23 protein-coding genes are annotated in these 23,716 nt (G+C 55.0%); 9 read left to right on the top strand and 14 right to left on the bottom strand.

The window, feature by feature from the left end; translation table 11 throughout:
* Positions 1 to 279: 279 nt before the first annotated feature.
* The 4 genes from AC6I8R_RS06645 to AC6I8R_RS06630 all read right to left on the bottom strand — a co-directional run bounded on the left by AC6I8R_RS06645 (position 280) and on the right by AC6I8R_RS06630 (position 2,753).
* Positions 280 to 759: a YbjN domain-containing protein gene (locus AC6I8R_RS06645; RefSeq protein ID WP_013508474.1), complete on the bottom strand. Its 480-nt coding sequence runs from the start codon at positions 757 to 759 to the stop codon at positions 280 to 282.
* A gap of 87 nt (positions 760 to 846) precedes the next feature.
* The gene (gene rimK / locus AC6I8R_RS06640; RefSeq protein ID WP_021182568.1) at positions 847 to 1,749 is read right to left on the bottom strand and encodes a 30S ribosomal protein S6--L-glutamate ligase; all 903 of its coding nucleotides are present in this window, start codon (positions 1,747 to 1,749) and stop codon (positions 847 to 849) included.
* Between the two features lie 17 nt (positions 1,750 to 1,766).
* A complete protein-coding gene (gene nfsA / locus AC6I8R_RS06635; protein ID WP_021182567.1) occupies positions 1,767 to 2,489 on the bottom strand; it encodes an oxygen-insensitive NADPH nitroreductase in 723 nt (240 codons plus the stop codon).
* 12 nt (positions 2,490 to 2,501) lie between these two features.
* Positions 2,502 to 2,753 carry a DUF1418 family protein gene (locus AC6I8R_RS06630; protein WP_021182566.1) on the bottom strand — a complete coding sequence of 84 codons (252 nt, stop codon included), beginning with the start codon at positions 2,751 to 2,753 and terminating at the stop codon, positions 2,502 to 2,504.
* Between the two features lie 174 nt (positions 2,754 to 2,927).
* Here AC6I8R_RS06630 and AC6I8R_RS06625 point away from each other — a divergent pair, with 174 nt between their 5' ends.
* The 3 genes from AC6I8R_RS06625 (at position 2,928) to AC6I8R_RS06615 (ending at position 5,074) form a co-directional block, all read left to right on the top strand.
* A complete protein-coding gene (locus tag AC6I8R_RS06625) occupies positions 2,928 to 3,704 on the top strand; it encodes an MBL fold metallo-hydrolase (protein WP_415174057.1) in 777 nt (258 codons plus the stop codon).
* A 15-nt stretch (positions 3,705 to 3,719) separates the two neighbouring features.
* A complete protein-coding gene (locus tag AC6I8R_RS06620; RefSeq protein ID WP_415174056.1) occupies positions 3,720 to 4,682 on the top strand; it encodes a GlxA family transcriptional regulator in 963 nt (320 codons plus the stop codon).
* Between the two features lie 128 nt (positions 4,683 to 4,810).
* Positions 4,811 to 5,074: a GrxA family glutaredoxin gene (locus AC6I8R_RS06615; protein ID WP_013508468.1), complete on the top strand. Its 264-nt coding sequence runs from the start codon at positions 4,811 to 4,813 to the stop codon at positions 5,072 to 5,074.
* Between the two features lie 78 nt (positions 5,075 to 5,152).
* Here the strand turns inward: AC6I8R_RS06615 and ybjM are convergent, their stop codons facing one another.
* Complete coding sequence (gene ybjM, locus AC6I8R_RS06610) at positions 5,153 to 5,518, bottom strand: inner membrane protein YbjM (RefSeq protein ID WP_021182563.1); 366 nt, start codon at positions 5,516 to 5,518, stop codon at positions 5,153 to 5,155.
* Positions 5,519 to 5,772: 254 nt separating this feature from the next.
* Here ybjM and AC6I8R_RS06605 point away from each other — a divergent pair, with 254 nt between their 5' ends.
* From AC6I8R_RS06605 to ybjG, 3 genes are all read left to right on the top strand, one after another.
* Positions 5,773 to 7,461 (top strand): aspartate:alanine antiporter, encoded by a 1,689-nt coding sequence (locus tag AC6I8R_RS06605; RefSeq protein WP_036624566.1) that lies wholly within the window; start codon positions 5,773 to 5,775, stop codon positions 7,459 to 7,461.
* A 200-nt stretch (positions 7,462 to 7,661) separates the two neighbouring features.
* The gene (locus tag AC6I8R_RS06600) at positions 7,662 to 8,405 is read left to right on the top strand and encodes a phosphatase PAP2 family protein (RefSeq protein ID WP_497832038.1); all 744 of its coding nucleotides are present in this window, start codon (positions 7,662 to 7,664) and stop codon (positions 8,403 to 8,405) included.
* The gene (ybjG, locus tag AC6I8R_RS06595; protein ID WP_021182560.1) at positions 8,405 to 9,010 is read left to right on the top strand and encodes an undecaprenyl-diphosphate phosphatase; all 606 of its coding nucleotides are present in this window, start codon (positions 8,405 to 8,407) and stop codon (positions 9,008 to 9,010) included. The genes AC6I8R_RS06600 and ybjG overlap by 1 nt, the downstream gene beginning before the upstream one ends.
* Positions 9,011 to 9,056: 46 nt before the next feature.
* Here ybjG and AC6I8R_RS06590 read toward each other — a convergent pair whose 3' ends face one another.
* On the bottom strand, positions 9,057 to 10,262 hold the full coding sequence (locus AC6I8R_RS06590) for a serine hydrolase (protein ID WP_021182559.1): 1,206 nt from the start codon (positions 10,260 to 10,262) through the stop codon (positions 9,057 to 9,059).
* 278 nt (positions 10,263 to 10,540) lie between these two features.
* On the opposite strand from AC6I8R_RS06590, the gene AC6I8R_RS06585 reads away from it, so the two are divergent.
* The gene (locus AC6I8R_RS06585) at positions 10,541 to 11,197 is read left to right on the top strand and encodes an HAD family hydrolase (RefSeq protein ID WP_497832740.1); all 657 of its coding nucleotides are present in this window, start codon (positions 10,541 to 10,543) and stop codon (positions 11,195 to 11,197) included.
* On the opposite strand, the gene AC6I8R_RS06580 is transcribed toward AC6I8R_RS06585, so the two are convergent.
* The 3 genes from AC6I8R_RS06580 to AC6I8R_RS06570 form a co-directional block, all read right to left on the bottom strand.
* A complete protein-coding gene (locus AC6I8R_RS06580) occupies positions 11,198 to 12,334 on the bottom strand; it encodes a PQQ-dependent sugar dehydrogenase (RefSeq protein ID WP_497832037.1) in 1,137 nt (378 codons plus the stop codon).
* Positions 12,335 to 12,438: 104 nt separating this feature from the next.
* Entirely contained in the window at positions 12,439 to 13,095 is a 657-nt protein-coding gene (locus AC6I8R_RS06575; protein WP_021182555.1) for a DUF3313 domain-containing protein, read from the bottom strand.
* 127 nt (positions 13,096 to 13,222) lie between these two features.
* On the bottom strand, positions 13,223 to 13,858 hold the full coding sequence (locus tag AC6I8R_RS06570) for a carbonic anhydrase (RefSeq protein WP_021182554.1): 636 nt from the start codon (positions 13,856 to 13,858) through the stop codon (positions 13,223 to 13,225).
* Between the two features lie 240 nt (positions 13,859 to 14,098).
* On the opposite strand from AC6I8R_RS06570, the gene rimO reads away from it, so the two are divergent.
* Together rimO and AC6I8R_RS06560 are read left to right on the top strand one after the other, a co-directional pair.
* Entirely contained in the window at positions 14,099 to 15,424 is a 1,326-nt protein-coding gene (gene rimO, locus AC6I8R_RS06565; protein ID WP_021182553.1) for a 30S ribosomal protein S12 methylthiotransferase RimO, read from the top strand.
* Between the two features lie 128 nt (positions 15,425 to 15,552).
* Entirely contained in the window at positions 15,553 to 17,214 is a 1,662-nt protein-coding gene (locus tag AC6I8R_RS06560) for a methyl-accepting chemotaxis protein (protein ID WP_497832036.1), read from the top strand.
* A 40-nt stretch (positions 17,215 to 17,254) separates the two neighbouring features.
* Here the strand turns inward: AC6I8R_RS06560 and gsiD are convergent, their stop codons facing one another.
* From gsiD to AC6I8R_RS06535, 5 genes are all read right to left on the bottom strand, one after another.
* A complete protein-coding gene (gsiD, locus tag AC6I8R_RS06555; protein WP_021182551.1) occupies positions 17,255 to 18,160 on the bottom strand; it encodes a glutathione ABC transporter permease GsiD in 906 nt (301 codons plus the stop codon).
* A 9-nt stretch (positions 18,161 to 18,169) separates the two neighbouring features.
* Positions 18,170 to 19,090: a glutathione ABC transporter permease GsiC gene (gene gsiC / locus AC6I8R_RS06550; protein WP_497832035.1), complete on the bottom strand. Its 921-nt coding sequence runs from the start codon at positions 19,088 to 19,090 to the stop codon at positions 18,170 to 18,172.
* A 48-nt stretch (positions 19,091 to 19,138) separates the two neighbouring features.
* Positions 19,139 to 20,674: a glutathione ABC transporter substrate-binding protein GsiB gene (gsiB, locus tag AC6I8R_RS06545; protein ID WP_415173804.1), complete on the bottom strand. Its 1,536-nt coding sequence runs from the start codon at positions 20,672 to 20,674 to the stop codon at positions 19,139 to 19,141.
* 68 nt (positions 20,675 to 20,742) lie between these two features.
* The gene (gsiA, locus tag AC6I8R_RS06540; protein WP_208725103.1) at positions 20,743 to 22,599 is read right to left on the bottom strand and encodes a glutathione ABC transporter ATP-binding protein GsiA; all 1,857 of its coding nucleotides are present in this window, start codon (positions 22,597 to 22,599) and stop codon (positions 20,743 to 20,745) included.
* A 10-nt stretch (positions 22,600 to 22,609) separates the two neighbouring features.
* Positions 22,610 to 23,575, bottom strand: a complete 966-nt coding sequence (locus tag AC6I8R_RS06535) for an isoaspartyl peptidase/L-asparaginase family protein (protein ID WP_021182547.1) — start codon at positions 23,573 to 23,575, stop codon at positions 22,610 to 22,612.
* Positions 23,576 to 23,716 lie beyond the last annotated feature (141 nt).

Genomic DNA, 23,716 nt, shown 5'->3' with positions numbered 1-23,716 from the left:
AATATTCAGCGGGAGTTTAATAGTAAAAACCTATACCTGCGCTGAGGTTGCACGTCTCAAGCAGCCCCGCAAGAATAGCCGCCCCGCTTCACCTGTACCAGATCCCAGCGTAAAAAACGCCTTTTTGCGATAAGTTATGCATGTTTCTGCTATGGGGTTCGGCATGCGCGGCATAAAGCACGACAAATATCTGGCGATTTAGGGCAAAATGCAGAATAAAAAGTGGTGGGGATAAAATGAAAACTGCCGCAAAAAGCGGCAGTTAATCAGACAGGAAAATCAGTGCAGCATCGCACGGCCGAGTGAGCTGGGTTGTCGCTCCTCTTCCTCGCCCATCATCAGCAAATTATTGGCGAAGGCTTCCATAATCACCATAGAAACCTGCTCCTCGCTTTGCTTCATAAAGTGCGAGAACTGACCAAAGGTTAATCCGGCGGTGGTACTGAGCGACTGGCAGACAATCAGCTTCGGCAGATTATCATCCTGAATGTCGATAAAGGCTTTCACCGTCAGGGAGCTGGCATTGATTTGCGACAGATCGCCCACCAGCGGAATCAACGCCGTCGGTTTCACTTCAGCCAGCGCTGAGAACAGGATTACACCATCCACAAGGTCGATTTTTGCATCAAACACCCCGTCAAAATTCTGCATATGCGGCAGATGCAAGGCCTGGCAGGCATCGCATTCGAACCAGGTGATATTTTGTTGATCCAGCCAGCGACGCAGCACGTCGATGTCAGGAACGACCAGTGAATCCATCGTCATGTCCCGTGGGGTGAAGAAATAAGCGCCTTAGCTTACGGAAAAAATGAAATCGATGCCACGAAAAACGCTGAAAAGCGCGTCTCAGCCACCAGTTTTAAGACGGAAACCGGGCAGCGCGTGCTGTTCAATCCAGTCTATCATCATGGCAGCGATGTTCATCCCGGTGGTGCATTCAATGCCCTCAAGACCAGGAGACGCATTCACCTCCATCACCAGTGGCCCTCGGTTGGCACGTAAAATGTCAACACCGGCCACTTCCAGCCCCAGGGTGCTGGCCGCTTTGACTGCAATCTCACGCTCCTGATCGGTGATGCGCACCGGGTAAGCCTTGCCGCCGCGATGCAGATTGGAACGAAAGTCGCCCTCTTTGGCGGCACGTTCAATCGCCGCGACCACCTCATCGCCAATTACCAGGCAGCGAATATCCCGCCCTTGCGCTTCTTTGATGAACTCCTGCACCAGAATATGCGCGTTAAGACCACGAAACGCATCGATCACGCTCTCCGCCGCCTGACGGGTTTCCGCCAGCACCACGCCAATGCCCTGCGTCCCTTCCACCAGCTTCACCACCAAAGGCGCGCCGCCCACCATAGTGATCAGATCATCGGTATCATCCGGTGACGAAGCAAAGCCGGTGACCGGCATATCGATCCCTTCGCGCGCCAGCAGTTGCAGCGAGCGCAGTTTGTCACGCGCCCGGGTAATCGCCACCGACTCATTCAATGGATAGCTGCCGCACAACTCAAACTGACGCAGCACCGCCGTGCCGTAAAAGGTAATGGCGGATCCGATGCGCGGGATCACCGCATCAAAATGCCCGAGCGGTTCACCGCGATAATGCACCGCAGGCGACGCCGGGTTGATATTCATATAACAGGAAAGCGGATCGATAATTTGCACCTGATGACCACGCGCTTCCGCTGCTTCACGCAGACGCTTACACGAATAGAGCTGTCCATCACGGGAGAGAATGGCCATTTTCATCGCAGAATTCCTTGTGCTTAACGGGTTGCCCAGCCCTGCTGGTGCAGGTAATCCAGCATAAACGGACGCGTTTCTTTTATGATCAGGCGTTGAATCAGCTCGCTCCAGGTTTCCGCGCGTTGATTGCTGTCACGCTGTTGATAATAGATGCTGGTGCGGCTGTCGTATTCCGCCAGCACCGCCGCATCGAAAGGTTGATAGGTGTTTTCATGCACCAGCATCGCCTGCGGGATACGGGGTTTGATATCCGGCACCGCGGCAGGATGGCCGATGCAGAAACCAAATAATGGCAGCACAAACTTGGGCAGGCCGAGCAGCGTGGTGACATCCGCGATGTTGTTGCGGATACCGCCGATAAATACACCACCCAGACCGAGCGATTCCGCTGCTATCATCGCATTCTGCGCCATCAGCGCGGTATCCACGCAACCCAACAATAACTGCTCGGCGCGCCCCAGTTGCGCTTCGGGGCAAATTTGCAGATGACGATTAAAATCGGCGCAGAACACCCAAAACTCCGCGGCGGCACTCACCCACGGCTGCCCGCCAGTCAGTGTCACCAGTTGCTCACGCTTCTGCCGATCGGTGATACGAATAATCGAGGAACACTGCAAAAAACTGGAGGTTGAAGCCGCTTGTGCCGCTGCAATAATGGCGTCGCGCTGCGCCTGATCAATATCCTGATCGGTAAAAGCACGAATGGAACGGTGGCTGCACAGTAAATCAATGGTCGGCGTCATAATCCTCTCCGGTTACTTCTTTTTGTCATGTTGATTGAACAACTGAGGGGCCATCGCTTTGGCGGTACGCCACATCATCAACCAGGCGGCGGGCAGCATCAGCACGATGCCGACAATGAACAACACCGTCGCCAGCGTCTTTTCACTGATAGCGGCAGGCGCCGCTATCCAGTCATTAATTAACGCCAGTGCGCCAATCACGGCGATCACGCCGATGGCTTCCAGTAACAGCACCGGCTTTGGTAATCGGGCCAGGTTGCTCATGAGATGACTCTCCCACAGTTCAATCCGTTAAGCCGTCTGTTATAGCACAATTGCCTGGTGGTAATCCGGTGGCTTAATGTGACCCTTTTCCATCGAAGGATGGCATTGTGCCGACTCACTGCCAGCACGGGGGATTTTTATACTGACAGCTCAATATTGTCGGAGAAATAAAACATGAAACTGACCCAGATTCGTAACGCAACCTTAAAACTCGAGTATGCCGGTGTGCGCTTCCTGATCGATCCCATGTTCGCTGATAAAGACGCATGGCCCGGCTTTCCGGGTTCGGCCCGCGCCCATCTGCGTAACCCGCTGGTTCCGTTGCCGTTGAGCATCGATGAGCTACTTGATGTCGATATCATTATTGTCACCCATACCCATCAGGATCACTGGGATGAGGCCGCGCAGCAGCGGATTCCCAAAGACCACCTCATCTACACCCAAAATGAACGGGATGCCACCCTACTGCGTTCACAGGGTTTTAGTCAGGTGCAGGCCCTGGCCGCGGAAAACAATATTGCGGGTATCATTATCAGTAAAACCGAAGGGCAGCACGGTAGCGATGAGGCTTATGCGATCCCCGCCGTGGCGGAACGTCTTGGCGATGCCTGCGGCCTGGTTTTCCGTCATGAAAACGAACAAACACTGTATATTGCGGGAGATACCGTCTGGGTAAAACCCTATGTCGATAGCCTGAACACCTTTACACCGGAAGTCATTGTATTGAATATCGGTTGCGCTACGTTGGACGGCCTCGGCGCGATCATCATGGGCAAAGAGGATGCGTTGCGCACCCATCAGCGACTGCCCGCCGCCATGATTGTGGCCTCCCATATGGAAGCGGTGAATCATTGTCTGCTGAGTCGTAAGGAACTGCGTGAATTTGCTGCCGGGCAGGGACTTGAACATCAGATCCTGGTGCCAGAAGATGGTGAAACCCTGAGCTTTTAACCTGGAGTGCTAACGATGTCTGCATTGCGTGTGGTGGTGGTGGCCAGTCGGGGATTTAGCCCGTTCCACTTTTCAGTACCGTTGATGGTATTTGGTAAAGCCATGCCGCAGGAAGGTTTGTTTCAAGTGGATATTGCCGCAGAACGGCCTGGGGTGATCGCCTCTGATAACGGCCTCTCCATCCATGTCGGGCACGGCCTGGAGTCCCTTGCCAATGCTGATATCGTGATTGTCCCGTTTTGGCAGCATCCGGATGAACAACCTTCAGCCGCATTATCACACGCGTTGATTCAGGCATGGCAGCGCGGCGCGGAAGTGGTGGGACTCTGCCTCGGAGCCTATGTGCTGGCCTATACCGGGCTGCTGGATCACCGTCGGGCTGCCACGCACTGGGAGTTTGAACAGGACTTTGCCGCGCGTTTCCCGCAAATTCGTCTGGATAACAACGCGCTTTACACCCGCGACGAACGTCTGATCACTTCAGCGGGCACCGCTGCCGGTATCGACTGCTGTCTTCATATCGTGCGCGATCATTATGGCGCCGCCATCGCCAATCGGGTTGCCAGAAGAATGGTGGTCCCTCCCTATCGCGAAGGTGGTCAGGCACAATTTATTGAACGCGTGGTGCCCGATTCCACACGAGATAGTCAGATCAACGATTTGATCGATTTTTTGCGCCACAACCTTGATAAGCCGCATGATATCGCTTCACTGGCACGCTTTGTCAGCATGAGCAGACGCACGCTGACTCGCCATTTCTCAAGAGCCACCGGCATGACGCCCGGCGAGTGGCTGAATGTGGAGCGATTGCGACGCAGCCAGGAATTGCTGGAAACCACCGATCACAGCATTGAGACTGTCGCCTCACTGGCGGGTTATCAGTCGCCCATTTCATTTCGCCAGCGCTTTAAAGCGCGTTTTAACGTCAGCCCCAGCGAATGGCGGCGTACTTTTCGTGGGCCAGATGCGCAGTTTTAAAGACCCTGCGCATCACAACAACAGGCAATTCCTTCTTTCTTTCACCCTTTTTAGCGGGCATCATGTCTGCCATTATTCACGCTGTGATGTGACTTTCATCACAAAACAGCAGCGGAAGGAGAGAAGCAATGTTTGCAGTGATTTTTGGTCGTCCCGGCTGTCCTTACTGCGTACGCGCCCAGGAACTGGCCGCCAAACTGACCACCGAACGTGACGATTTTAATTATCAGTACGTCGACATTCAGGTGGAAGGCATCACCAAAGCCGATCTGGAAGCCCGTGCGGGTAAACCGGTCACTACGGTGCCGCAGATTTTCCTCGACCAGCAGCATATCGGTGGCTATACCGATTTCGCCGCATGGACGAAAGAGAATCTGGATTTCGCGGTATAACAGATCGTAGCGGCGCGATTTATCGCGCGGTTTTCTGGTGACAAAACCCACGCGATAAATCGCGCCGCTACACCTGCCTCATGATCGCATTGCCAGCATGATGCGCAGCAAACGTACCAATAGCGCGCCACAGCCCGCCCAAAACAGCGCACTCAATCCCCAGATGACCATCCAGCCGCTATGGCTCAGATTCAGCACCAGCAACACCCACAGCGTACCCAGCACCGTCCCCGCCAGTGCCACCCACAGCGTACTTTTTAACGGACTTTCCGGCTGCATCAGCGCCACCACAATGCCCGGCAGCAGAAACAGCAGCAACTCTGGCTGACCACCTATCGACCTTTCACCCGGTGAGACCCAAAAATGATGGGCAAAAATAAACACCAGCGTATATAGCGTTACGCCCAGCACCGATGCAGGCCAGCGATTATTACGCTGCAACATAACCAACCTCAACTTCAGTGTTAACAATATTGAAACTTTTAACTGCCCTGGCACACGAGTGGAAATAAAAAGAAACAGCTGAATGCGGAAGGAATGAAAACTGCCGATAGCTGAGGGTGTTAATTATGATTAGAATGACGCCGCTTCAAAATTCGGTCCCTGCCCTCCCGGCAAAACGGGCACCTGCGGTCGCCACAAGATAGCGAAAAACGACCTTTTCATCAACATGTTACAGGTAAATAAGAAGTTAAAGCGTGAATATTAACGTCGCAGATTTGTTAAGCGGAAATGACGTCCTGTTATTATTTGTGGTTTTAGCCCTCGGTCTCTGTCTGGGTAAATTACGCCTTGGCTCTGTCCAGCTCGGAAATTCCATTGGCGTATTAGTAGTATCGCTTATTTTAGGTGAACAACATTTCGCCATAAATACCGCTGCATTGAGCCTCGGATTTATGCTGTTTATTTTTTGTGTCGGCGTCGAAGCGGGACCCAACTTTTTTTCGATCTTTTTCCGTGACGGTAAAAACTATTTTATTCTCGCCATCGTGATGGTGGGCAGCGCCCTGCTGCTGGCGCTGCTGTTGGGTAAAGTGTTCGGCTGGGATATTGGCCTGACCGCTGGCATGCTGGCAGGAGCCATGACCTCCACACCGGTGCTGGTGGGTGCCGGGGACACGCTCCGGCATAGTATCAGTGATAATCAGCAACTGAACCTGATGCAGGATCATCTCAGCCTCGGCTATGCCATTACCTACCTGGTCGGTCTGGTCAGCCTGATCTTCGGCGCACGCTACCTGCCACGTCTGCAACATCAGGACCTGCCGACCTGCGCCCAGCAAATTGCCCGTGAGCGCGGTCTGGATGCTGACAGTCAGCGTAAAGTTTTCCTTCCGGTGATCCGCGCCTACCGCGTTGGGCCAGAGTTGGTGGCATGGAGTGGCGGCAAAAATCTGCGTGAACTGGGCATTCATCGTCAGACCGGCTGTTATATCGAGCGTCTGCGCCGCAACGGTATCCTTGCCAGCCCGGATGGGGATGCTCAGTTGCAACTTGGCGATGAGATTTCGCTGGTGGGTTATCCCGATGCCCATGCCCGTCTCGATCCCAGCTTCCGTAACGGCAAAGAAGTGTTCGACCGTGACCTGCTGGATATGCGCATCGTGACCGAAGAGATTGTGGTGAAGAACCATAATGCGGTGAATAAACGTCTCAATCATCTGAAGCTGACCGATCATGGCTGTTTCCTCAACCGCGTTATCCGCAGCCAGATTGAAATGCCGATCGATGACAGCATCATGCTGAACAAAGGTGATGTGTTGCAGGTCAGCGGTGAGGCTAAGCGCGTGAAAAGTCTTGCCGATCGTATCGGCTTTATCGCCATCCATAGTCAGATGACCGATCTGCTGGCATTTTGCGCCTTCTTTATTATTGGTTTGATGATCGGCATGATCACTTTCCAGTTCAGCAATTTCAGTTTTGGTATCGGTAACGCGGCCGGGCTCCTGTTTTCCGGAATCATGTTGGGCTTTCTGCGTGCCAACCATCCGACCTTTGGTTACATCCCTCAGGGCGCGTTGACGATGGTAAAAGAGTTCGGCCTGATGGTGTTTATGGCGGGCGTCGGCCTTAGCGCAGGCAGCGGCCTGCAACACGGGCTGGGCAGCGAAGGTGCGCTGATGTTACTGAGTGGCCTGCTGGTCAGTCTGGTGCCGGTGGTGATTTGTTACCTGTTTGGTGCTTATGTACTGCGAATGAACCGCGCACTGCTGTTCGGGGCGATTATGGGGGCACGCACCTGCGCCCCGGCGATGGAGATTATCAGCGACACCGCACGCAGCAATATTCCGGCGCTGGGCTATGCCGGAACCTATGCGATTGCCAACGTGCTGCTGACGCTGGCCGGTACGCTAATCGTCATTATTTGGCCAATTTTGCCCTTATAAAAATTTTTCGACTGAGTCCAGAACTTTTTTTCCGGGGTGCAGTCTGAATTAATGCCACTGCTTTTCTTTGAAATCCCCAAGTTGAGGAGCCCGCCAGTCACTGACTGACGGGTTTTTTTATGCCCGTCGTAAGTGGCTTAAGGTTCTCTTAAGCGCGAATTGCGACCCTGTGCACCTGGTTTCACTATCCGCAAACTTTCATGTCGCTGTCATCAAAACTAAACAATTCAACAACCCGTATCAGGATTCAGAACCCGGCTATTTACCCGCTGTCACGTCGCTTTTACGCTATCAACTTTATTTTGCTGGCATTTTTAGCATCGGTTTTCCTGCTGTGGTCACGCCATGAAAGCCTTGATATCGCCATCAGTCAGTTTTGGTTTGATCCGCTAACCCAGCGTTTCCCGTGGCAACACAACCGCTGGCTGGATCTGATCAACCATCGCTTGCTGAAGGATGCAATCATCATTGGCGGTGTCGTGATGCTGTTGCGTGGCATTCAGATACGTGATGGCAGGCGGGTTCTGGTCGCGTTGCTGCTGGGCTTGGGACCCTTGGTGATCGGCATTCTGAAGGCACACAGCGCGCACTCCTGTCCCTGGGATCTGGCGATGTTCGGTGGTAAAGCCGCGAACTTTACCCTGCTGAGCGCAGTGCCTGAGAACAGCGGTCCCGGTCAATGCTTCCCGGGTGGTCATGCGTCGAGCGGGTTTGCGGTAATGGGATTATTTTTCCTGTGGTGGCCAGAGAAGCCACGCCGTGCCCTGCTGGCATTGCTGACCGGTATTGCCCTCGGATTATTGATGGGATACGGCCAGGTAATGCGTGGCGCGCACTTCTTCTCCCACAATCTGTGGGCGGGATGGTGGGTATGGCTGACCCAGATGCTGATTTTTGCTGGCGTTTCTTTTTGGGTAAACAAGACGAGGAACAGAAGAGCGTAATGGAAGAGATCAACCGCACGCTGTTTTTATGGATTAACGCCACGCCGAATTCACCGGAATGGTTATTGAGCCTGGCCACTTTTATCGCACGCGACTTGATCGCCATTGTCCCGCTGCTGATCGTGATGCTGTGGCTATGGGGACCGCGTGAACAGGTGGCCTCACAGCGCACCCTGGTATTAAAAACCGGTATGGCGCTGATTTATGCCCTGAGTATCTCCTGGTGCATCAGTCAGTTGTTGCCGCATCCGCGCCCGTTTGTGATCGGACTGGGCCATCAGTTCCTGTCGCATGCCGCCGATGACTCCTACCCCAGCGATCACGGCACCACCATTTTCACTTTCGCGCTGGCGTTCATTTGCTGGCACCGTTTATGGTCGGGTGTGATTTTGTTGCTCACCGGCATCGCCATCGCCTGGTCACGCGTTTATCTTGGCGTGCATTGGCCGTTGGATATGCTGGGAGGATTTCTGGTGGGAATGCTTGGCTGCCTGGCCTCAAATCTCGCATGGCAACTCTACGGTTCACGCATGTTAGCGCTGACACATCAGATCTACCGCGCGCTGTTCGCGCTGCCGATTCGTAAGGGATGGGTTCGCGGGTAAAAGGATTCCGTAACGGCGCGATTTGTCGCGCCATTACGGATGACGGTTAGTTAAACCACTTACCAAACAGGCTATCGAATTTCATCACGATGAAATCCCAGATACGGCCGATAAAGCCCCCTTCCTGCACATCTTCCATCACCACCAACGGACGTTGATCAACCGTTTTGCCATCCAGCTGAAAATCGATGGTACCCACCACCTGATTTTTCTTCAGCGGCGCTTCCAGCTGCGGTGACGTCAGGGTGTAACTGGCTTTGAGGTTATTCATCTGCCCTTTCGGCACGGTGATGGAGGCATCTTTCTCCACACCCAGGTTGACCTCCTGGCGATCGCCAAACCAGACACGCTGTTGAGCAAAAGGTTTATCCGCTTTAATCGGGGTCACGGTGTCATAAAAACGGAAACCCCAGGTGAGAAGTTTTTCGCTCTCACGGAAGCGAACGGCATCGGTTTCAGCACCCAACACCACGGAAATCAGACGCATGTCACCGTCAGTCGCCGATGAAACCAGATTGTTGCCCGCGCCCGAAGTATGGCCGGTTTTGATACCGTCAACCTTGAGGTTGCTGCTCCACAGCAGACGGTTACGGTTCATCTGCTTAATGTTATTAAAGGTAAACTCTTTCTCTTTATTCAGCGCATACTCTTCCGGTACATCACGGATCAACCGCTGACCGATAATCGCCATATCGCGCGCAGTGCTGTACTGCCCATCCGCATCAAGGCCGTGCACCGTCATAAAATGGGTGTTTTGCAGGCCGAAGGATTTCGCGTAGTTGTTCATCAGGCCAATAAACGAATCCTGGCTCCCCGCGACATAGTCGGCCATCGCGATACAGGCATCGTTACCAGACTGGATGACAATCCCCTTGTTCAGCTCAGAAACCGGGATGCGGTCACCGGGTTTGAGGAACATCAGCGACGATCCTTTCAGCTTCGGGTTACCCGTAGCCCAGGCATCCTGACCGATTGTCACCATGTCGTCTTCATGAATTTTGCCTGACTTCAGCGCCTGACCGACCACATAACTGGTCATCATTTTGGTCAGGCTGGCGGGGTCCAGACGCTGATCGGCGTTCGACTCGGTAAGCACCTTACCGCTGTTGTAATCCATCAAAATCCAGGCTTTGGCTTCAATTTGTGGCGCGGCAGGGGCCTCTTCAGCCAGGGCGGAAACCGGAAGAAGCACGAACAGAAGGGAGGAGGCAGCAAAAGGCCGCCAGGTAGAAGCATTAAGTAATTTTTTCATGTGTATGACCAGATAATTGTCCTTGTTAAATCGTGGCTCATTCCTGCAAGACGCACGTTGCCTAAAAAACTACCGGTTTGCGCTGCGGAAAAAAACCGTCTGTCGGTAAAGTTTTATAGAAATTATTACAGTAACCCTGGCACCATCACCGTTGCGCTGCCACCTTTGTTCTGTCGCCATCTGTGAAAAATTGCGAGAAATTCCGATTTTTCGCAGATCAGTTAAGCCAGTCACAAATTTCCGCTAACCTGATTTCAGTCAGCCTGAGGAGAATCATGATGGACTTAGCCGTGTTCGATCTCGACGAAACCCTGATTTGTGAAGACAGCACCAGCCTGTGGCTGCGCTGGTTGGTTTCACAGGGTTTTGCCCCCGCCGAACTGATTAGCGCCGAACAGTCGCTAATGACCCAATATCACGCCGGAACGCTCTCAATTGAAGAATATATGAACACCACACTTGCCCCGCTGGCCGGAATGGCAACCATGACGGTATCTGGCTGGGTGCGGCGTTTTATCCACCGCGATATCCTGCCGCGTGTCTTTCCCGCCGCACGCGAACGCATCAACTGGCATCAACAACGTGGCGATACCGTGATGATTATCACCGCCAGCGGTGAGCACCTGGCGGTACCGATTGCCGAGCGCCTTGGCGTGCATGGTGCGCTGGCCATTGGCGTGGAGATTGTCAATAACCGCTACAGCGGCCTGACCTACGGCACCATGACCTACAAAGAGGGCAAAGTGGCACGATTGAGCGACTGGAAAGCGTTGCAGCAGGAGCGACGTTTTGAGCGCACCTGGGCCTACAGCGACTCAATGAACGACCTGCCGTTGCTGGCCCATGCCGATCATGCCTGGGTCATCAACCCGGATCAGCTGCTGCATCAGGAAGCGCAGCAGCGTGGCTGGGAAGTGTGTAACTGGGTACGCTAACTACCCGCGTGGGGCACTGGCGTTCGCGGCCAGCCCCACTTTCAATAATTTACCGTTACGCTCGTCGGTCAGCACATACAGGAAACCGTCCGGCCCCTGACGAACATCGCGAATACGTTCCCCCCGATCAGTCAGCAGGCGCTGCTCCTCTACCACCTTCTCGCCATTGACCATCAGGCGAATCAGACTTTTTTCCTTCAACGCGCCGATAAACAACGAGTTTTTCCACTGCGGGAAACGCGCGCTGTTATAAAACGCCATCCCGCTGATGGCCGGGGAAACCTTCCAGTAAAATACCGGCTGCTCCGTGCCCGCAACTTCGCCGCCCCTGGATTCCGGCACTTTCTGCCCGCTGTAATCAATGCCCCAGGTCGCCAACGGCCAGCCATAATTTTTGCCTTTTTCCGGGATATTGACTTCATCGCCTCCGCGAGGACCGTGCTCACTTTCCCACATCTGCTGCGTCCACGGATTCAACGCCAGCCCCTGTGGATTACGCATGCCATATGACCAGATTTCACCGCGCGCGCCCTGATGATGCACAAAGGGGTTGTCTGCCGGGATCTTACCGTCAGCCGTCAGGCGCACGATCTTGCCAGAGAGCTTGTCCAGATCCTGTGCGCTGCTGCTGGCAAAATTGTCACCGAAGGCAATCCATAAAAATCCTGCCTGGTCGAACGCCAGCCGTGTACCCAGATTAGCCCCGCTGGAGAGTTTTGGCGTTTGCTCCAGCACCACCCGGAAGTCGTTCAACTGACGATTGTCATCACTCAGGCGACCATAGCCGACTACGCCACCCGCACGCCCCGCCGCGTCAGCCGTGGTATAGCTGAGCCATACACGGCGGCTTTGTGCGAAATCCGGTGCCAGCACCACATCCAGCAACCCACCCTGCCGTTGCACCCACACTTTTGGCACGCCGCTAATTGGCGCGGATAAGCCTTTGTCAGGCTGCCAACTGCGTAACTGACCCGAACGTTCAGTGATAAGCAAGGTGTGATTGTCGGGCAGAAATGCCACCGACCAGGGGTGATCCAGATGGTCCTGCAAAACCTGAACCTGAACATCCGCTGCCAGCGCTGGCAGGGAACCACTCAACACGCTGCCAAACAGCAACGCGGCACGCATCAATCGCATGGGTGTCTCCTTTTTAACCGTCTGACGTTAAGGGTAGTCAGCCGGTAAAAAAGGATGTGCAGGATTTACAAAACATTAAGCCCGGTGGCCCGGGCATGGACATTTCAGGGCGCGCTGAAAGAAACCGCGTCACGGACCATTTCATCAATGCCTGGACGCAGATCATTCAGGGTGATGGGCGAGCTATTGTTAGGGAGCGTCTTACCGAAGGCCTTACGCACCACTTTAATCAACGGTTTGCCGGTTTGCGCATCGCTGGCTTCAACTTCGAGGTACAGCGTACTGTTCTGGGTACGATGTCCGGTCGCGGCCATGGTTCCGGCGATCACCGCCGCAACGGGGACCACTTCATAGAATTGCACCCCCTCATTTTCGCTACCCACGGCGGTGATTGCCGCCCTCACCACCATCGTATTGGGTCCCTTCTGGGTCACGAGATTTTTATGCACCGCGATGCCGTCTTTCAGTTTTTGGTCGGCATATTGTCGTATCGCGTCCAGCGTCTGCTGGCTGATACGCTGCGTCGGATGCGCCGCCGGGTAATAAACTATTGGGGTATAAATGACGTTGGGATACTTCGCCGCATGATAATCGGGCGATATCCAGCGCATCGTCGGTTTGCCACTCGCCGATTCCGCCATTTTTAACTGGCTGTAATCACCGAGAAAGCCTGAATATTGTTTGGTATCAGCAACATGGGAGGTACACCCTGCTGTGAGGAAAGCCAGCGTCACCAGGGGAACAACGAGATGTGATCGCATATGAAAGCCCTTATGAGGAGAAATGGCTTTTCAAGCTTAGTTTGAGCAGTAACGAGCAGTAAGAAAAATTGAAGAAATGTGAATAGCAACCGCCTGGGTTACTGGCGCAACACAGGCGGTCTGGGGCTTATTCGAAGCAGGTTTCCGGGTTATCGGACAGGGAAACAAACTCATCGCCGCCTTTAGTCAGCGCCATGATTTTGCCGCTCTCAATATCATAAACCCACCCGTGCAGACGCAGCGAACCTTTACGCAGCGCTACCGCGACAGAAGGATGTGTTTTGATATTGTGGAGCTGGGCGATAACGTTCTCTTTCACCATCTCAGTAAGCTTGGTTTCCGGCGTGTCGTACTTTTTGTTCTCTACGACGGCGCGCGCAGCGTCTGCATAACGCAGCCAGTGTTCCACCGCAGGCATGGTATCCATGCAGGAGCACTCGGCAATGGCTTTCATCGCGCCACAGTTGGAGTGGCCGCAAATGATGATTTCGCTCACGCCCAGCGCCACTACGGCATATTCGATGGTGGCGGATACACCGCCTGGCTCAGGTCCGAATGACGGCACAATGTTGCCCGCATTACGGATAACGAACAGTTGACCCGGCTCCTGCTGTGTCACCAGTTCCGGCACCAGACGGCTGTCTGAGCAGGAGATGAACAGGGCTTTAGGATTTTGGTTGGACGCCAGGCTTTTGAAAAGATCCTTCCTTTCAGGAAACACATTCTGTTGAAAACTCAGAAAACCTTTGATGATCTCTTTCATTTCTCTGCTCTCACATTATCCACTTCTGCCCTGGCAGTGAGCAATTTCACCGTCAGCGCTGCATAATTTTTTTCTTGTATCGATAATAGCTTACAGGCACCAACCGGGCATTTAAGCAAAATCACCCGGTGAAGACAACCCTGAGCATGTTGCGGCTTTAAAACAGACTATACAATTTCCCCGCGGACACCTGTACAATCGCCCCCCTATCCACACTAATGATGATGAATTTTTATTCTTATGAGCCATGTCACCAATCCTCCACGCGTGGGCTTTGTCTCACTCGGCTGCCCAAAAAACCTCGTTGACTCGGAACGTATCCTGACGGAACTGCGTACCGAAGGTTATGACGTGGTACCACGCTATGATGACGCGGAGATCGTCATTGTTAACACCTGTGGATTTATCGACAGCGCCGTGCAGGAATCCCTGGAAGCGATTGGTGAAGCGTTGAACGAGAACGGGAAAGTGATCGTCACCGGCTGCCTTGGTGCCAAAGTGGATCAAATCCGCGAAGTGCACCCGAAGGTGTTGGAAATCACCGGTCCCCACAGCTACGAGCAGGTGCTGTCACACGTTCATCACTACGTGCCGAAGCCAGAGCACAACCCGTTCCTCAGCCTGGTGCCGCAGCAGGGCGTGAAGCTGACGCCGCGCCACTATGCCTACCTGAAGATTTCGGAAGGCTGCAACCATCGCTGTACCTTCTGCATCATCCCGTCAATGCGTGGCGATCTTGATAGCCGCCCGATTGGCGAGGTACTGGACGAAGCCAAACGTCTGGTGGAAGCCGGTGTGAAAGAGCTGCTGGTTATTTCTCAGGACACCTCCGCCTACGGCGTCGATGTGAAGCATCGTACCGGATTCTGGAACGGTTCCCCGGTGAAGACCAGCATGGTCAGCCTGTGTGAACAACTGGCAAAACTTGGCGTCTGGGTGCGCCTGCACTACGTCTACCCTTACCCACATGTGGATGATGTCATTCCGCTGATGGCTGAAGGTAAGATCCTGCCGTACCTCGACATTCCGCTGCAACACGCCAGCCCGCGTATTCTGAAGCTGATGAAGCGTCCGGGTGCGGTAGAACGTACGCTGGAGCGTATTAAGCGCTGGCGTGAAATTTGCCCGGAACTGACGCTGCGTTCCACCTTTATCGTCGGCTTCCCGGGAGAAACCGAGGAAGATTTCCAGATGCTGCTCGACTTCCTGAAAGAAGCGCGTCTGGATCGTGTCGGCTGCTTCCAGTACAGCCCGGTTGAAGGCGCGACCGCCAACCAGCTGCCGGATCAGGTGCCGGAAGAGGTGAAGCAGGAACGTTTCGAACGCTTTATGCAGCTGCAACAGCAGATCTCGGCTGAACGTCTGCAAGAGAAAATTGGCCGCGAAATTCTGGTGATCATCGATGAAGTCGATGAAGAAGGTGCGGTTGGTCGCAGCATGGCCGATGCGCCAGAAATCGATGGTGCGGTCTACCTGAACGGCGATCGTCAGGTGAAAGTCGGTGACGTGGTGCGCGTCAAAGTGGAACACGCCGACGAATACGATCTTTGGGGTTCACGCGTTTAATCCCTCCTCCCCCATGCCAGTCATGGGGGATATCATTTTCCGCCGAAATTATTTTTCCCCGACAGTAAAGCGCCTTTCTTTTACACCGATAACCTCTGTACACGCCCCTTTTGCCCAGAGAGTTCAGGATGCTTAAAAGAATGAAAGTCGTGACCGCCATTATTGTGATTCTGGTGGTCTTTACAGCCATGCAAGTCGTTTCCGGCTCGCTGTTTCTGACCTCGCTCATGGCGGGTCAGCGTAACTTCACCACCAGCGATCAATTATCCCACCAGCAGCGCGAACTGGCCGATGGCTGGCAAACGTTGGTAAAAACCCGCGTCACCATTAACCGCGTCGCCATACGTATCCTGAAAAAGCAGACCGATGCAGCCTCACTGGCGGCGATTGACAAATTGATCACGGCGGCGGGCGTCTCGCTGAATGAAGCGCAGCAGCACTTTGCCCAGTACAAAAGTCTACCACGCATCAAAGGCCAGAGTGACGCTGCTGCGGCCCTGGTCGAAGCCAAGTTCAGCGCAATGGCGGATTTGCTGCAACAATCCGCCACCTTTCTGAAAGCCAATGATTACCCTTCGTATGGCAATCTTGATGCCCAGCAAGCGCAGGATGACCTCGAAGAGGCTTACAAGCAGTGGCGTGCGCAGAACGTCGAGTTGCTGGCACAAGGCAGCGCGGAAAACGAAAGCGCCTGGCAACGTGTGCTGGCTATGGTTGCGGTGATGGCCGTGGTGGTGGTGCTGATGCTGGCAGCAGTCTGGGTGTTGGTACGCCGTATTCTGCTCACCCCGATGAAGCAACTGCAAAAACAGATGGAACGTTTTGCTGAAGGGGATCTTTCCGGCAGTCTGCACGTAGAAGGCCGCAGTGAAATGGCGGCACTGGCTGCCAGCCTGAATCATATGCAACAGGCGCTACTCAGTACCGTCAGCAATGTCCGTGACAGCGCTGATGCGATCTTCAGCAGCGTCAGTGAAATCGCTACCGGGAATAACGATCTCTCCTCACGTACCGAACAACAGGCCGCATCACTGGAGGAGACCGCCGCCAGTATGGAGCAGCTCACCGCCACCGTGAAACAAAACGCCGATAACGCGCGCCAGGCCACGCAGTTGGCAAGAACCGCTTCCGATACCGCCGATAAGGGTGGCAACGTGGTGGCTGGCGTGGTGAAAACCATGCACGATATCGCCGACAGTTCGAAAAAGATCGCGGATATTACCAGCGTGATTGATGGCATTGCCTTCCAGACCAATATCCTCGCCCTTAACGCGGCAGTTGAAGCGGCTCGCGCCGGAGAACAGGGACGCGGTTTTGCGGTGGTGGCAGGTGAAGTACGTAACCTGGCCCAACGCAGTGCCCAGGCAGCGAAAGAGATCAAGCTGTTGATTGAGAACTCGGTTCAGCGTGTCAATCTCGGCTCACAACAGGTTGGCAGCGCGGGCGACACCATGCAGGAAATCGTCAGCGCCGTCACCCGCGTGACCGATATTATGGGTGAGATTGCCTCCGCATCGGATGAGCAGAGCCGTGGTATCGACCAGATCGGCCAGGCGGTGAATGAGATGGATCGCGTTACGCAACAGAACGCCACCCTGGTGCAGGAATCGGCGAATGCGTCGGCATCGCTGGAACAACAGGCCAGCCGTTTGTCTGCGGCGGTAGCGCGTTTTAACACCGGCACACGTCAGGTGGTGGCGGCGCTGGTGCGTCCGTCAGCGCCAGCTGTAGCTCCACGCGCGTTGAAGGCCCCTGCTGCCTCCGGCAATGACAATTGGGAAACGTTTTAAGGTAAAACGGCGCGATAAATCGCGCCGTTGCTCACCTGGTTCAGGTTTTCAATTTCGGATCCAATGCATCACGCAGCCCATCGCCCAGCAAATTAAACGCCAGCACCGTCAGGAAAATGGCGAGGCTGGGGAAAATCGCCACATGGGGGGCAATCACCATATCGGCGCGTGCTTCATTGAGCATCGCGCCCCACTCTGGCGTGGGCGGCTGCGCACCGAGGCCAAGAAACGACAGGCTGGCGGCCGTGATAATCGAGGTGCCGATACGCATGGTGAAGTAGACCACAATCGATGAAACCGTACCCGGCAGGATATGGCGCATAATGATGGTCCAGTCCGATGCGCCAATGCTGCGGGCCGATTCAATATAAGTCTGATGTTTGAGCACCAGGGTGTTACCCCGCACCAAACGCGCAAACGCCGGGATACTGAAAATCGCCACCGCGACAATCACGTTACTCATGCCGCTGCCCATAATCGCCACCACAGCAATCGCCAGCAGAATGCCCGGAAAGGCAAACAACACGTCGCAGACGCGCATGGTGATACGATCCCACCAACCTTCGTAGTAGCCTGCCAGCAAACCCAATAAGGTGCCGATCACCGTCCCTATCGCTACCGAAAAGAAACCGGCAATTAAGGAAATGCGCGTGCCGACCAACACACGGCTAAAAATATCGCGGCCGAGCGAGTCAACCCCAAACCAGTGCATCAGCGACGGGCCTTCATTCAGGCGGTCATAATCAAAATAGTTTTCGGCATCAAAGGGCGCGATCCAGGGGGCGATAAAAGCCACTACGATCAGCAACAACACAAACGCCCCGGCCAGCAGCGCCACATGCTGGCGACGAAAGCGTCGCCAGAACTCGCGCCAGGGGGTGCGCACCCGGTTTTCCGTCATCGTCGGCATGATTTTCAGTGCCGCCTCGCGTCGCCAGTTTTTCATTGCGACTCCTTACCTGTAGCGAATAGCCGGGTTGATCGCCGCGTACAACATATCGACAATCAGGTTAATCAGAATGAACTCCAGCGAGAACAGCAGCACCTCGGCCTGAATCACCGGGTAATCACGCATCTCCACCGAATCCACCAGCAGACGGCCCAGACCGGGCCAGTTAAACACCACTTCCACTACGATCGAACCGCCGAGCAAAAAGCCAAATTGCAGCCCCATCATGGTGACCACTGGAATCATGGCATTGCGTAGCCCGTGTTTGACCACCACCAGCGTTTCCCGCACCCCTTTGGCCCGCGCGGTGCGCATATAATCCTCCTGCATCACCTCCACGAACGATGCACGGGTAAAGCGCGCCATCACCGCCGCAACCGCCGCGCCGAGGGTGATGGAAGGCAGAATGTAATGCTGCCAACTGTCGGCACCCACGGTCGGCAACCAGCCTAAATCCACGGAAAAAATTTGCATCAGCAGCATACCGAGGGCAAACGCCGGAAAAGAGATCCCCGACACCGCCAGCGTCATACCCAGTCGATCCGGCCAGCGATTACGCCATACCGCAGAGACGATGCCAATCACCATGCCAAACAGCACCGCCCAGACCATGCTGCTTAATGTCAGCCACAGTGTCGGAAAAAAACGCGTGGCGATCTCTTCGGAAACCGGACGTTTCGACACCATCGACTGACCAAAATCCCCCTGCACCGCATTCCAGATGAAATGCCAGAACTGCTGGATCAATGGCTGATCCAGGCCCAATTCCTGACGCACCAGCGCGACGACCTGCGCATCGGCATCGGACCCGGCAATCAAGCGTGCCGGATCGCCCGGCAACAGATGTACAAACAGGAACACCAACACCGCCACAATCAGCAGCGTGGGAATCAGTCCCAGTAATCGTTTGAGAAAATAATTCAGCATGCGAAGTCCTGCACGGTGAGGAGCAGCCACGCGGGCTGCCCCTCAGGGTTACTTCAGGTCGGCCTCATCAAAATTAAATGAGGTATCAGGCATGACGTAAAAACCGCTCAGGTTTTTGTTATTGGCAGACAGCAGTTGCTCCACCACCAGCGGGATCCACGGATGGTCGTTCCAGATGCGATCCTGTGCATCTTTATACAGTTTGGCTTTCTGGTCGCGATCGGTGGTTTTCAGCGCATCGGCCAGATCTTTATCAACCTGGGGATTGCTGTAAAACGCGGTATTGAAGATCGCTGGCGGCCATGAGCTGGTGGCAAACAGCGGCGTCAGCGCCCAGTCGGCTTCACCGGTCGAGGCTGACCAGCCGGTATAGAACATGCGCACGCCGCTCTCTTTCTGGCCTTTGCTTTCCACTTCCGCCGCACGCTGGCCGGCATCCATCGCCAACACCTTCACTTTAACTCCAACCTGCGCCAACTGTTGCTGGGTGAACTGCAACACTTTCTGCGCGGTGCTGTGGTTATGTGATGACCACAAGGTGGTTTCAAAACCATTCGGGTAACCCGCCTCTTTCAGCAGTTCACGCGCTTTGGCCGGATTGTAAGCAATGGCGGGATACTTCTGCGCAAAATCGATGGCAGGCGGCACAATGCCCGTAGCAGGCGTGGCATATCCGGCAAACGCCACCTTCGCCAACGCCTGGCGGTTGATGGCATACTCCAGCGCCTCACGCACCTTCGGATTGTCGAACGGCTTTTGTGTCACGTTCAGGCTGATATAGCGCTGCATAATCGACGGGGTCGTGACCACATCGAGCTTGCTGTTTTTCTCCAGCAATTTGGCCTGTTCAAACGGCACCGGGAAAGCAAAAGTGGCTTCGCCGGTCTGCAACATCGCCGCGCGGGTGTTGTTATCCACCACCGGACGCCAGGTAATGCTGTCGAGCTTTGGATAGCCCTTTTTCCAGTAGCCATCCCACTTCTTCACTTTGACGAAGTCAGTCTGGTTCCAGGTGACAAATTCAAACGGCCCGGTTCCCACCGGATGGAAACCAATATCCTTGCCATATTTTTTCAGCGCCGCTGGGGAGATCATCACCGCCGCCGGATGGGCCAGGTTATTGATAAAGGCTGAGAACGGCTGCTTCAGGGTGATTTTGACCGTCAGCGGATCCACCACCTCGGTGCTGGCGACGTATTTAAACAGGTTGTAACGCTTGAGGTGATTATCCGGGTTGCTGGCGCGATCGAGGTTGACCTTCACCGCCTCCGCATTGAAGTCGGTGCCATCCTGAAACTTCACATTGGGACGCAGTTTGATGGTGTAAGTCAGGCCATCGCTGCTGGTTTGATAGCTTTCAGCCAACACGTTAGTCAGCTTCATATCTTTATCGAAGCCGAACAATCCCTGATAGAAGGACTTCGCCACCGCCTGCGACAAGGTGTCGTTAGCATCGTAAGGATCGAGGGTGGTAAATGTTGAAGCCACGGCAATCACCGCATCTTTCGCCGCCCAGGCCGGTAGCGCCAGCGCCGAACTTAACAACCCGGCAGTGATAACCCCTTTACGCATAATATGGTGCATCGTTATCGTTCTCCTGTAGTCCCTGTCTTTGCGCACACCAGCCGGTGACGCGGATGAGTTGCTGCTGTTCAGGTGCCGCTGATGGCATGGCGGGCGACAAAATGCCCTGGTGCCACCTCAATCAATGGCGCGACTTCCGGCTCATCGCCCAACGGACGTATCGGGCTGGGGATTTCATCCACCAGCAACGCCCGTTCACGACGCCGGTGCGCCGGATCGGCCACCGGCACTGCCGCCATCAGTTTTTTGGTATAGGGATGGCGCGGTTGCTCAAACACCGCCTGGCGTGGCCCCATCTCCACGATCTGTCCAAGATACATCACCGCCACACGATGGCTGATGCGTTCCACTACCGCCATATCGTGCGAGATAAACAGAAACGCGATGCCAAATTCGCGCTGCAAATCGAGCATCAGATTGATGATTTGTGCCTGAATCGACACATCCAGCGCCGAGACCGACTCATCCGCAATCACCACTTTGGGGTTCAGCGCCAGCGCGCGCGCAATGCAGATACGCTGACGCTGACCACCGGAAAATTCATGCGGATAACGTTGGGCATGTTCCGGCAACAACCCGACGCGTTCCAGCAGCCAGGCGACACGTTGCTCGGCCTGGCGGCGGTTCATCGTCTGATGCACCAGCAGCGGCTCCATGATGGAGAAGCCCACCGTCAAACGCGGGTCGAGCGAGGCGTAAGGGTCCTGAAAGATAAACTGAATATCACGACGCAAGGCCGCCAGCGCCCGTCCCTCGAGCGCATCAATGCGTTGCCCGTCAAAAGTAATGGTGCCGCCCTGACTGGCGACTAAGCGTAGCAGAGAACGACCGGTGGTCGACTTACCGCAGCCGGACTCCCCGACCAGGGCGAGCGTTTCACCGGCATAAAGATCAAAACTGACCTTCTCCACCGCATGGACGCGACGTTTTACCCGATTGAGCAAACCGCTGCGGATATCGAAACGCGTAACCAGATCGCGTACCTGTAGCACCGGCGGGCGGTCAACACGCACCGTATCCTGCGGCGTCTGGGCTTCTTCGCGACCATCACGGTGGATAAGCGGAAATTTTGCCGGAAGCGGTTGTCCATTCATCGCCCCCAGTTTAGGCACGGCGGAAAGCAGCGCCCGGGTGTAGGGTTGCTGCGGCTGGTTAAACAGTTGCTGCACTGGCGCACGTTCCACCACATCGCCGCGATACATTACCTGCACCCGGTCGGCCATTTCCGCCACCACGCCCATATCGTGGGTGATAAAAATCACCCCCATCTGCATCTCTTTTTGCAGCACGCGGATCAATTGCAGGATTTGTGCCTGAATGGTGACATCCAGCGCGGTCGTGGGTTCGTCGGCGATCAGCAGCGCGGGTTTACAGGAGAGCGCCATAGCGATCATTACGCGCTGACGCATACCACCGGAAAGTTGATGCGGATAGCGCGACAAGACATTTTGCGCTTCGGGGATGCGCACCAGATCGAGCATATGGCGCGCTTCAGCCAACGCCTGTTGATGGCTTTTGCCCTGATGCAGACGGATCGATTCGGCGATTTGCTCACCGACGGTGAACACCGGATTCAGCGAGGTCATCGGTTCCTGGAAGATCATCGCCATATCTGCACCGCGTACGCGTCGCATCTGGCTGGCAGGAGCCCGCATCACATCCAGCAACTCGCCATTACGCCGTCGCAGGGTGATTTCACCGCTGACTTCCCCACCCGCCTGCTGGATCAGCCGCATCAACGCCAGCGAAGTGACCGATTTACCCGAACCGGACTCCCCCACCAGCGCCAGGGTTTCACCACGATGCAGATCAAGCGAGAGCTGGCGCACCGCTTCGGTAATACGTCCTTCATGCTGGAAACGTACGTTCAGATCCCGTACCGCCAGAACCTGGTCTGGCGTTAATTGCCGTTGCCGATCCGTCATGCCTGCTCCTTTAGCTATCGCGGTAAATGGCTACCTCAACTTCGCCGCCCACATAAGCGAATCCGCGGTACATTCCTTCACTGTTAAACGGCAGTGCCACATTGCCATCACGGTCAACGGCAATCAGCCCACCGCTGCCATCCAGTTCCTGGACTTTATCGTGAATCACATTGGCGCTGGCCTGTTGCAGCGTGCGACCGGCATAACGCATTTGTGCCGCCACGTCGTAAGCGGCGAGAGTGCGGATAAACACCTCGCCAGTGCCGGTACAGGAAACCGCGACCGAATCGTTGTTGGCGTAGCACCCGGCACCGACCAACGGTGAATCGCCCACGCGTCCCGCCTGTTTGTTGGTCATACCGCCGGTTGAGGTGGCTGCGGCCAGATTGCCATGTAAATCCAGTGCCACTGCACCGACCGTACCAAATTTACGATCGGGATCGAGTGGGTCATCGCTGTGGCTTTGCGCCGCACCGTCATGATCCAGCACCGCCTGATCGCTGCCGAGCGCGCGTTGCAGCTGCTCCCAGCGTTCAGGGGTGGAGAAAAAGTCTGCCGCAACCATCTCCAGCCCCTGCTGGGTGGCAAAGGCTTCCGCACCGGCACCGATAAACAGCACATGCGGGCTGACCTCCAGCACTGCGCGCGCCGCCAGTACCGGGTTGCGGATATGGTTAACCCCGGCGACCGCGCCCACCTCCAGCGTGCGGCCATCCATAATGCTGGCATCCAGTTCATGCGTACCCTGATGGGTAAACACCGCCCCTTTACCGGCGTTAAACAACGGACACTCCTCCAGCAAGCGCACAGCCTCGGTCACCGCGTCCATCGCGCTGCCGCCATCGGCCAGAATTTGCTGACCAGCGGCGACAATCGCCGCCAGTTGCTGACGATAATATTGCTCTTTTTCGGCGCTCATCGCCGCGCGAGTGATGGCACCCGCGCCGCCGTGAATGGCGATAACTGCTTTAGTCATACCCGTTACCCTGTCAAGGAATCAGAACCAAAAACACTGATTTAGAATGGTTTTCATTATTTTTTGGCAACTTTCGAATATAGAAAGGCCATCCCGCCTTGTAAAGCAGAAACTGTGCTGCCGGGTCATAACCTTTTATTG

Source organism: Pantoea sp. X-Soil-OKNW-713, from assembly GCF_059730685.1.
This window is presented reverse-complemented; position numbering and strand designations above follow the sequence as displayed.

Excerpts from the sequence above, each read along its gene's own strand:
- AC6I8R_RS06560 (WP_497832036.1), top strand. The coding sequence starts at position 15,553 with ATGCTTAAAAGAATGAAAGTCGTGACCGCCATTATTGTGATTCTGGTG.
- AC6I8R_RS06535 (WP_021182547.1), bottom strand. The coding sequence starts at position 23,575 with ATGACTAAAGCAGTTATCGCCATTCACGGCGGCGCGGGTGCCATCACT.
- AC6I8R_RS06645 (WP_013508474.1), bottom strand. The coding sequence starts at position 759 with ATGGATTCACTGGTCGTTCCTGACATCGACGTGCTGCGTCGCTGGCTG.
- AC6I8R_RS06575 (WP_021182555.1), bottom strand. The coding sequence starts at position 13,095 with ATGCGATCACATCTCGTTGTTCCCCTGGTGACGCTGGCTTTCCTCACA.
- AC6I8R_RS06570 (WP_021182554.1), bottom strand. The coding sequence starts at position 13,858 with ATGAAAGAGATCATCAAAGGTTTTCTGAGTTTTCAACAGAATGTGTTT.
- AC6I8R_RS06600 (WP_497832038.1), top strand. The coding sequence starts at position 7,662 with ATGTCGCTGTCATCAAAACTAAACAATTCAACAACCCGTATCAGGATT.
- AC6I8R_RS06625 (WP_415174057.1), top strand. The coding sequence starts at position 2,928 with ATGAAACTGACCCAGATTCGTAACGCAACCTTAAAACTCGAGTATGCC.
- gsiB (WP_415173804.1), bottom strand. The coding sequence starts at position 20,674 with ATGCACCATATTATGCGTAAAGGGGTTATCACTGCCGGGTTGTTAAGT.
- nfsA (WP_021182567.1), bottom strand. The coding sequence starts at position 2,489 with ATGACGCCGACCATTGATTTACTGTGCAGCCACCGTTCCATTCGTGCT.
- ybjG (WP_021182560.1), top strand. The coding sequence starts at position 8,405 with ATGGAAGAGATCAACCGCACGCTGTTTTTATGGATTAACGCCACGCCG.
- ybjM (WP_021182563.1), bottom strand. The coding sequence starts at position 5,518 with ATGTTGCAGCGTAATAATCGCTGGCCTGCATCGGTGCTGGGCGTAACG.
- AC6I8R_RS06590 (WP_021182559.1), bottom strand. The coding sequence starts at position 10,262 with ATGAAAAAATTACTTAATGCTTCTACCTGGCGGCCTTTTGCTGCCTCC.
- gsiC (WP_497832035.1), bottom strand. The coding sequence starts at position 19,090 with ATGCTGAATTATTTTCTCAAACGATTACTGGGACTGATTCCCACGCTG.
- rimO (WP_021182553.1), top strand. The coding sequence starts at position 14,099 with ATGAGCCATGTCACCAATCCTCCACGCGTGGGCTTTGTCTCACTCGGC.
- AC6I8R_RS06630 (WP_021182566.1), bottom strand. The coding sequence starts at position 2,753 with ATGAGCAACCTGGCCCGATTACCAAAGCCGGTGCTGTTACTGGAAGCC.
- AC6I8R_RS06620 (WP_415174056.1), top strand. The coding sequence starts at position 3,720 with ATGTCTGCATTGCGTGTGGTGGTGGTGGCCAGTCGGGGATTTAGCCCG.
- rimK (WP_021182568.1), bottom strand. The coding sequence starts at position 1,749 with ATGAAAATGGCCATTCTCTCCCGTGATGGACAGCTCTATTCGTGTAAG.
- AC6I8R_RS06615 (WP_013508468.1), top strand. The coding sequence starts at position 4,811 with ATGTTTGCAGTGATTTTTGGTCGTCCCGGCTGTCCTTACTGCGTACGC.
- AC6I8R_RS06585 (WP_497832740.1), top strand. The coding sequence starts at position 10,541 with ATGGACTTAGCCGTGTTCGATCTCGACGAAACCCTGATTTGTGAAGAC.
- gsiD (WP_021182551.1), bottom strand. The coding sequence starts at position 18,160 with ATGAAAAACTGGCGACGCGAGGCGGCACTGAAAATCATGCCGACGATG.
- gsiA (WP_208725103.1), bottom strand. The coding sequence starts at position 22,599 with ATGACGGATCGGCAACGGCAATTAACGCCAGACCAGGTTCTGGCGGTA.
- AC6I8R_RS06580 (WP_497832037.1), bottom strand. The coding sequence starts at position 12,334 with ATGCGATTGATGCGTGCCGCGTTGCTGTTTGGCAGCGTGTTGAGTGGT.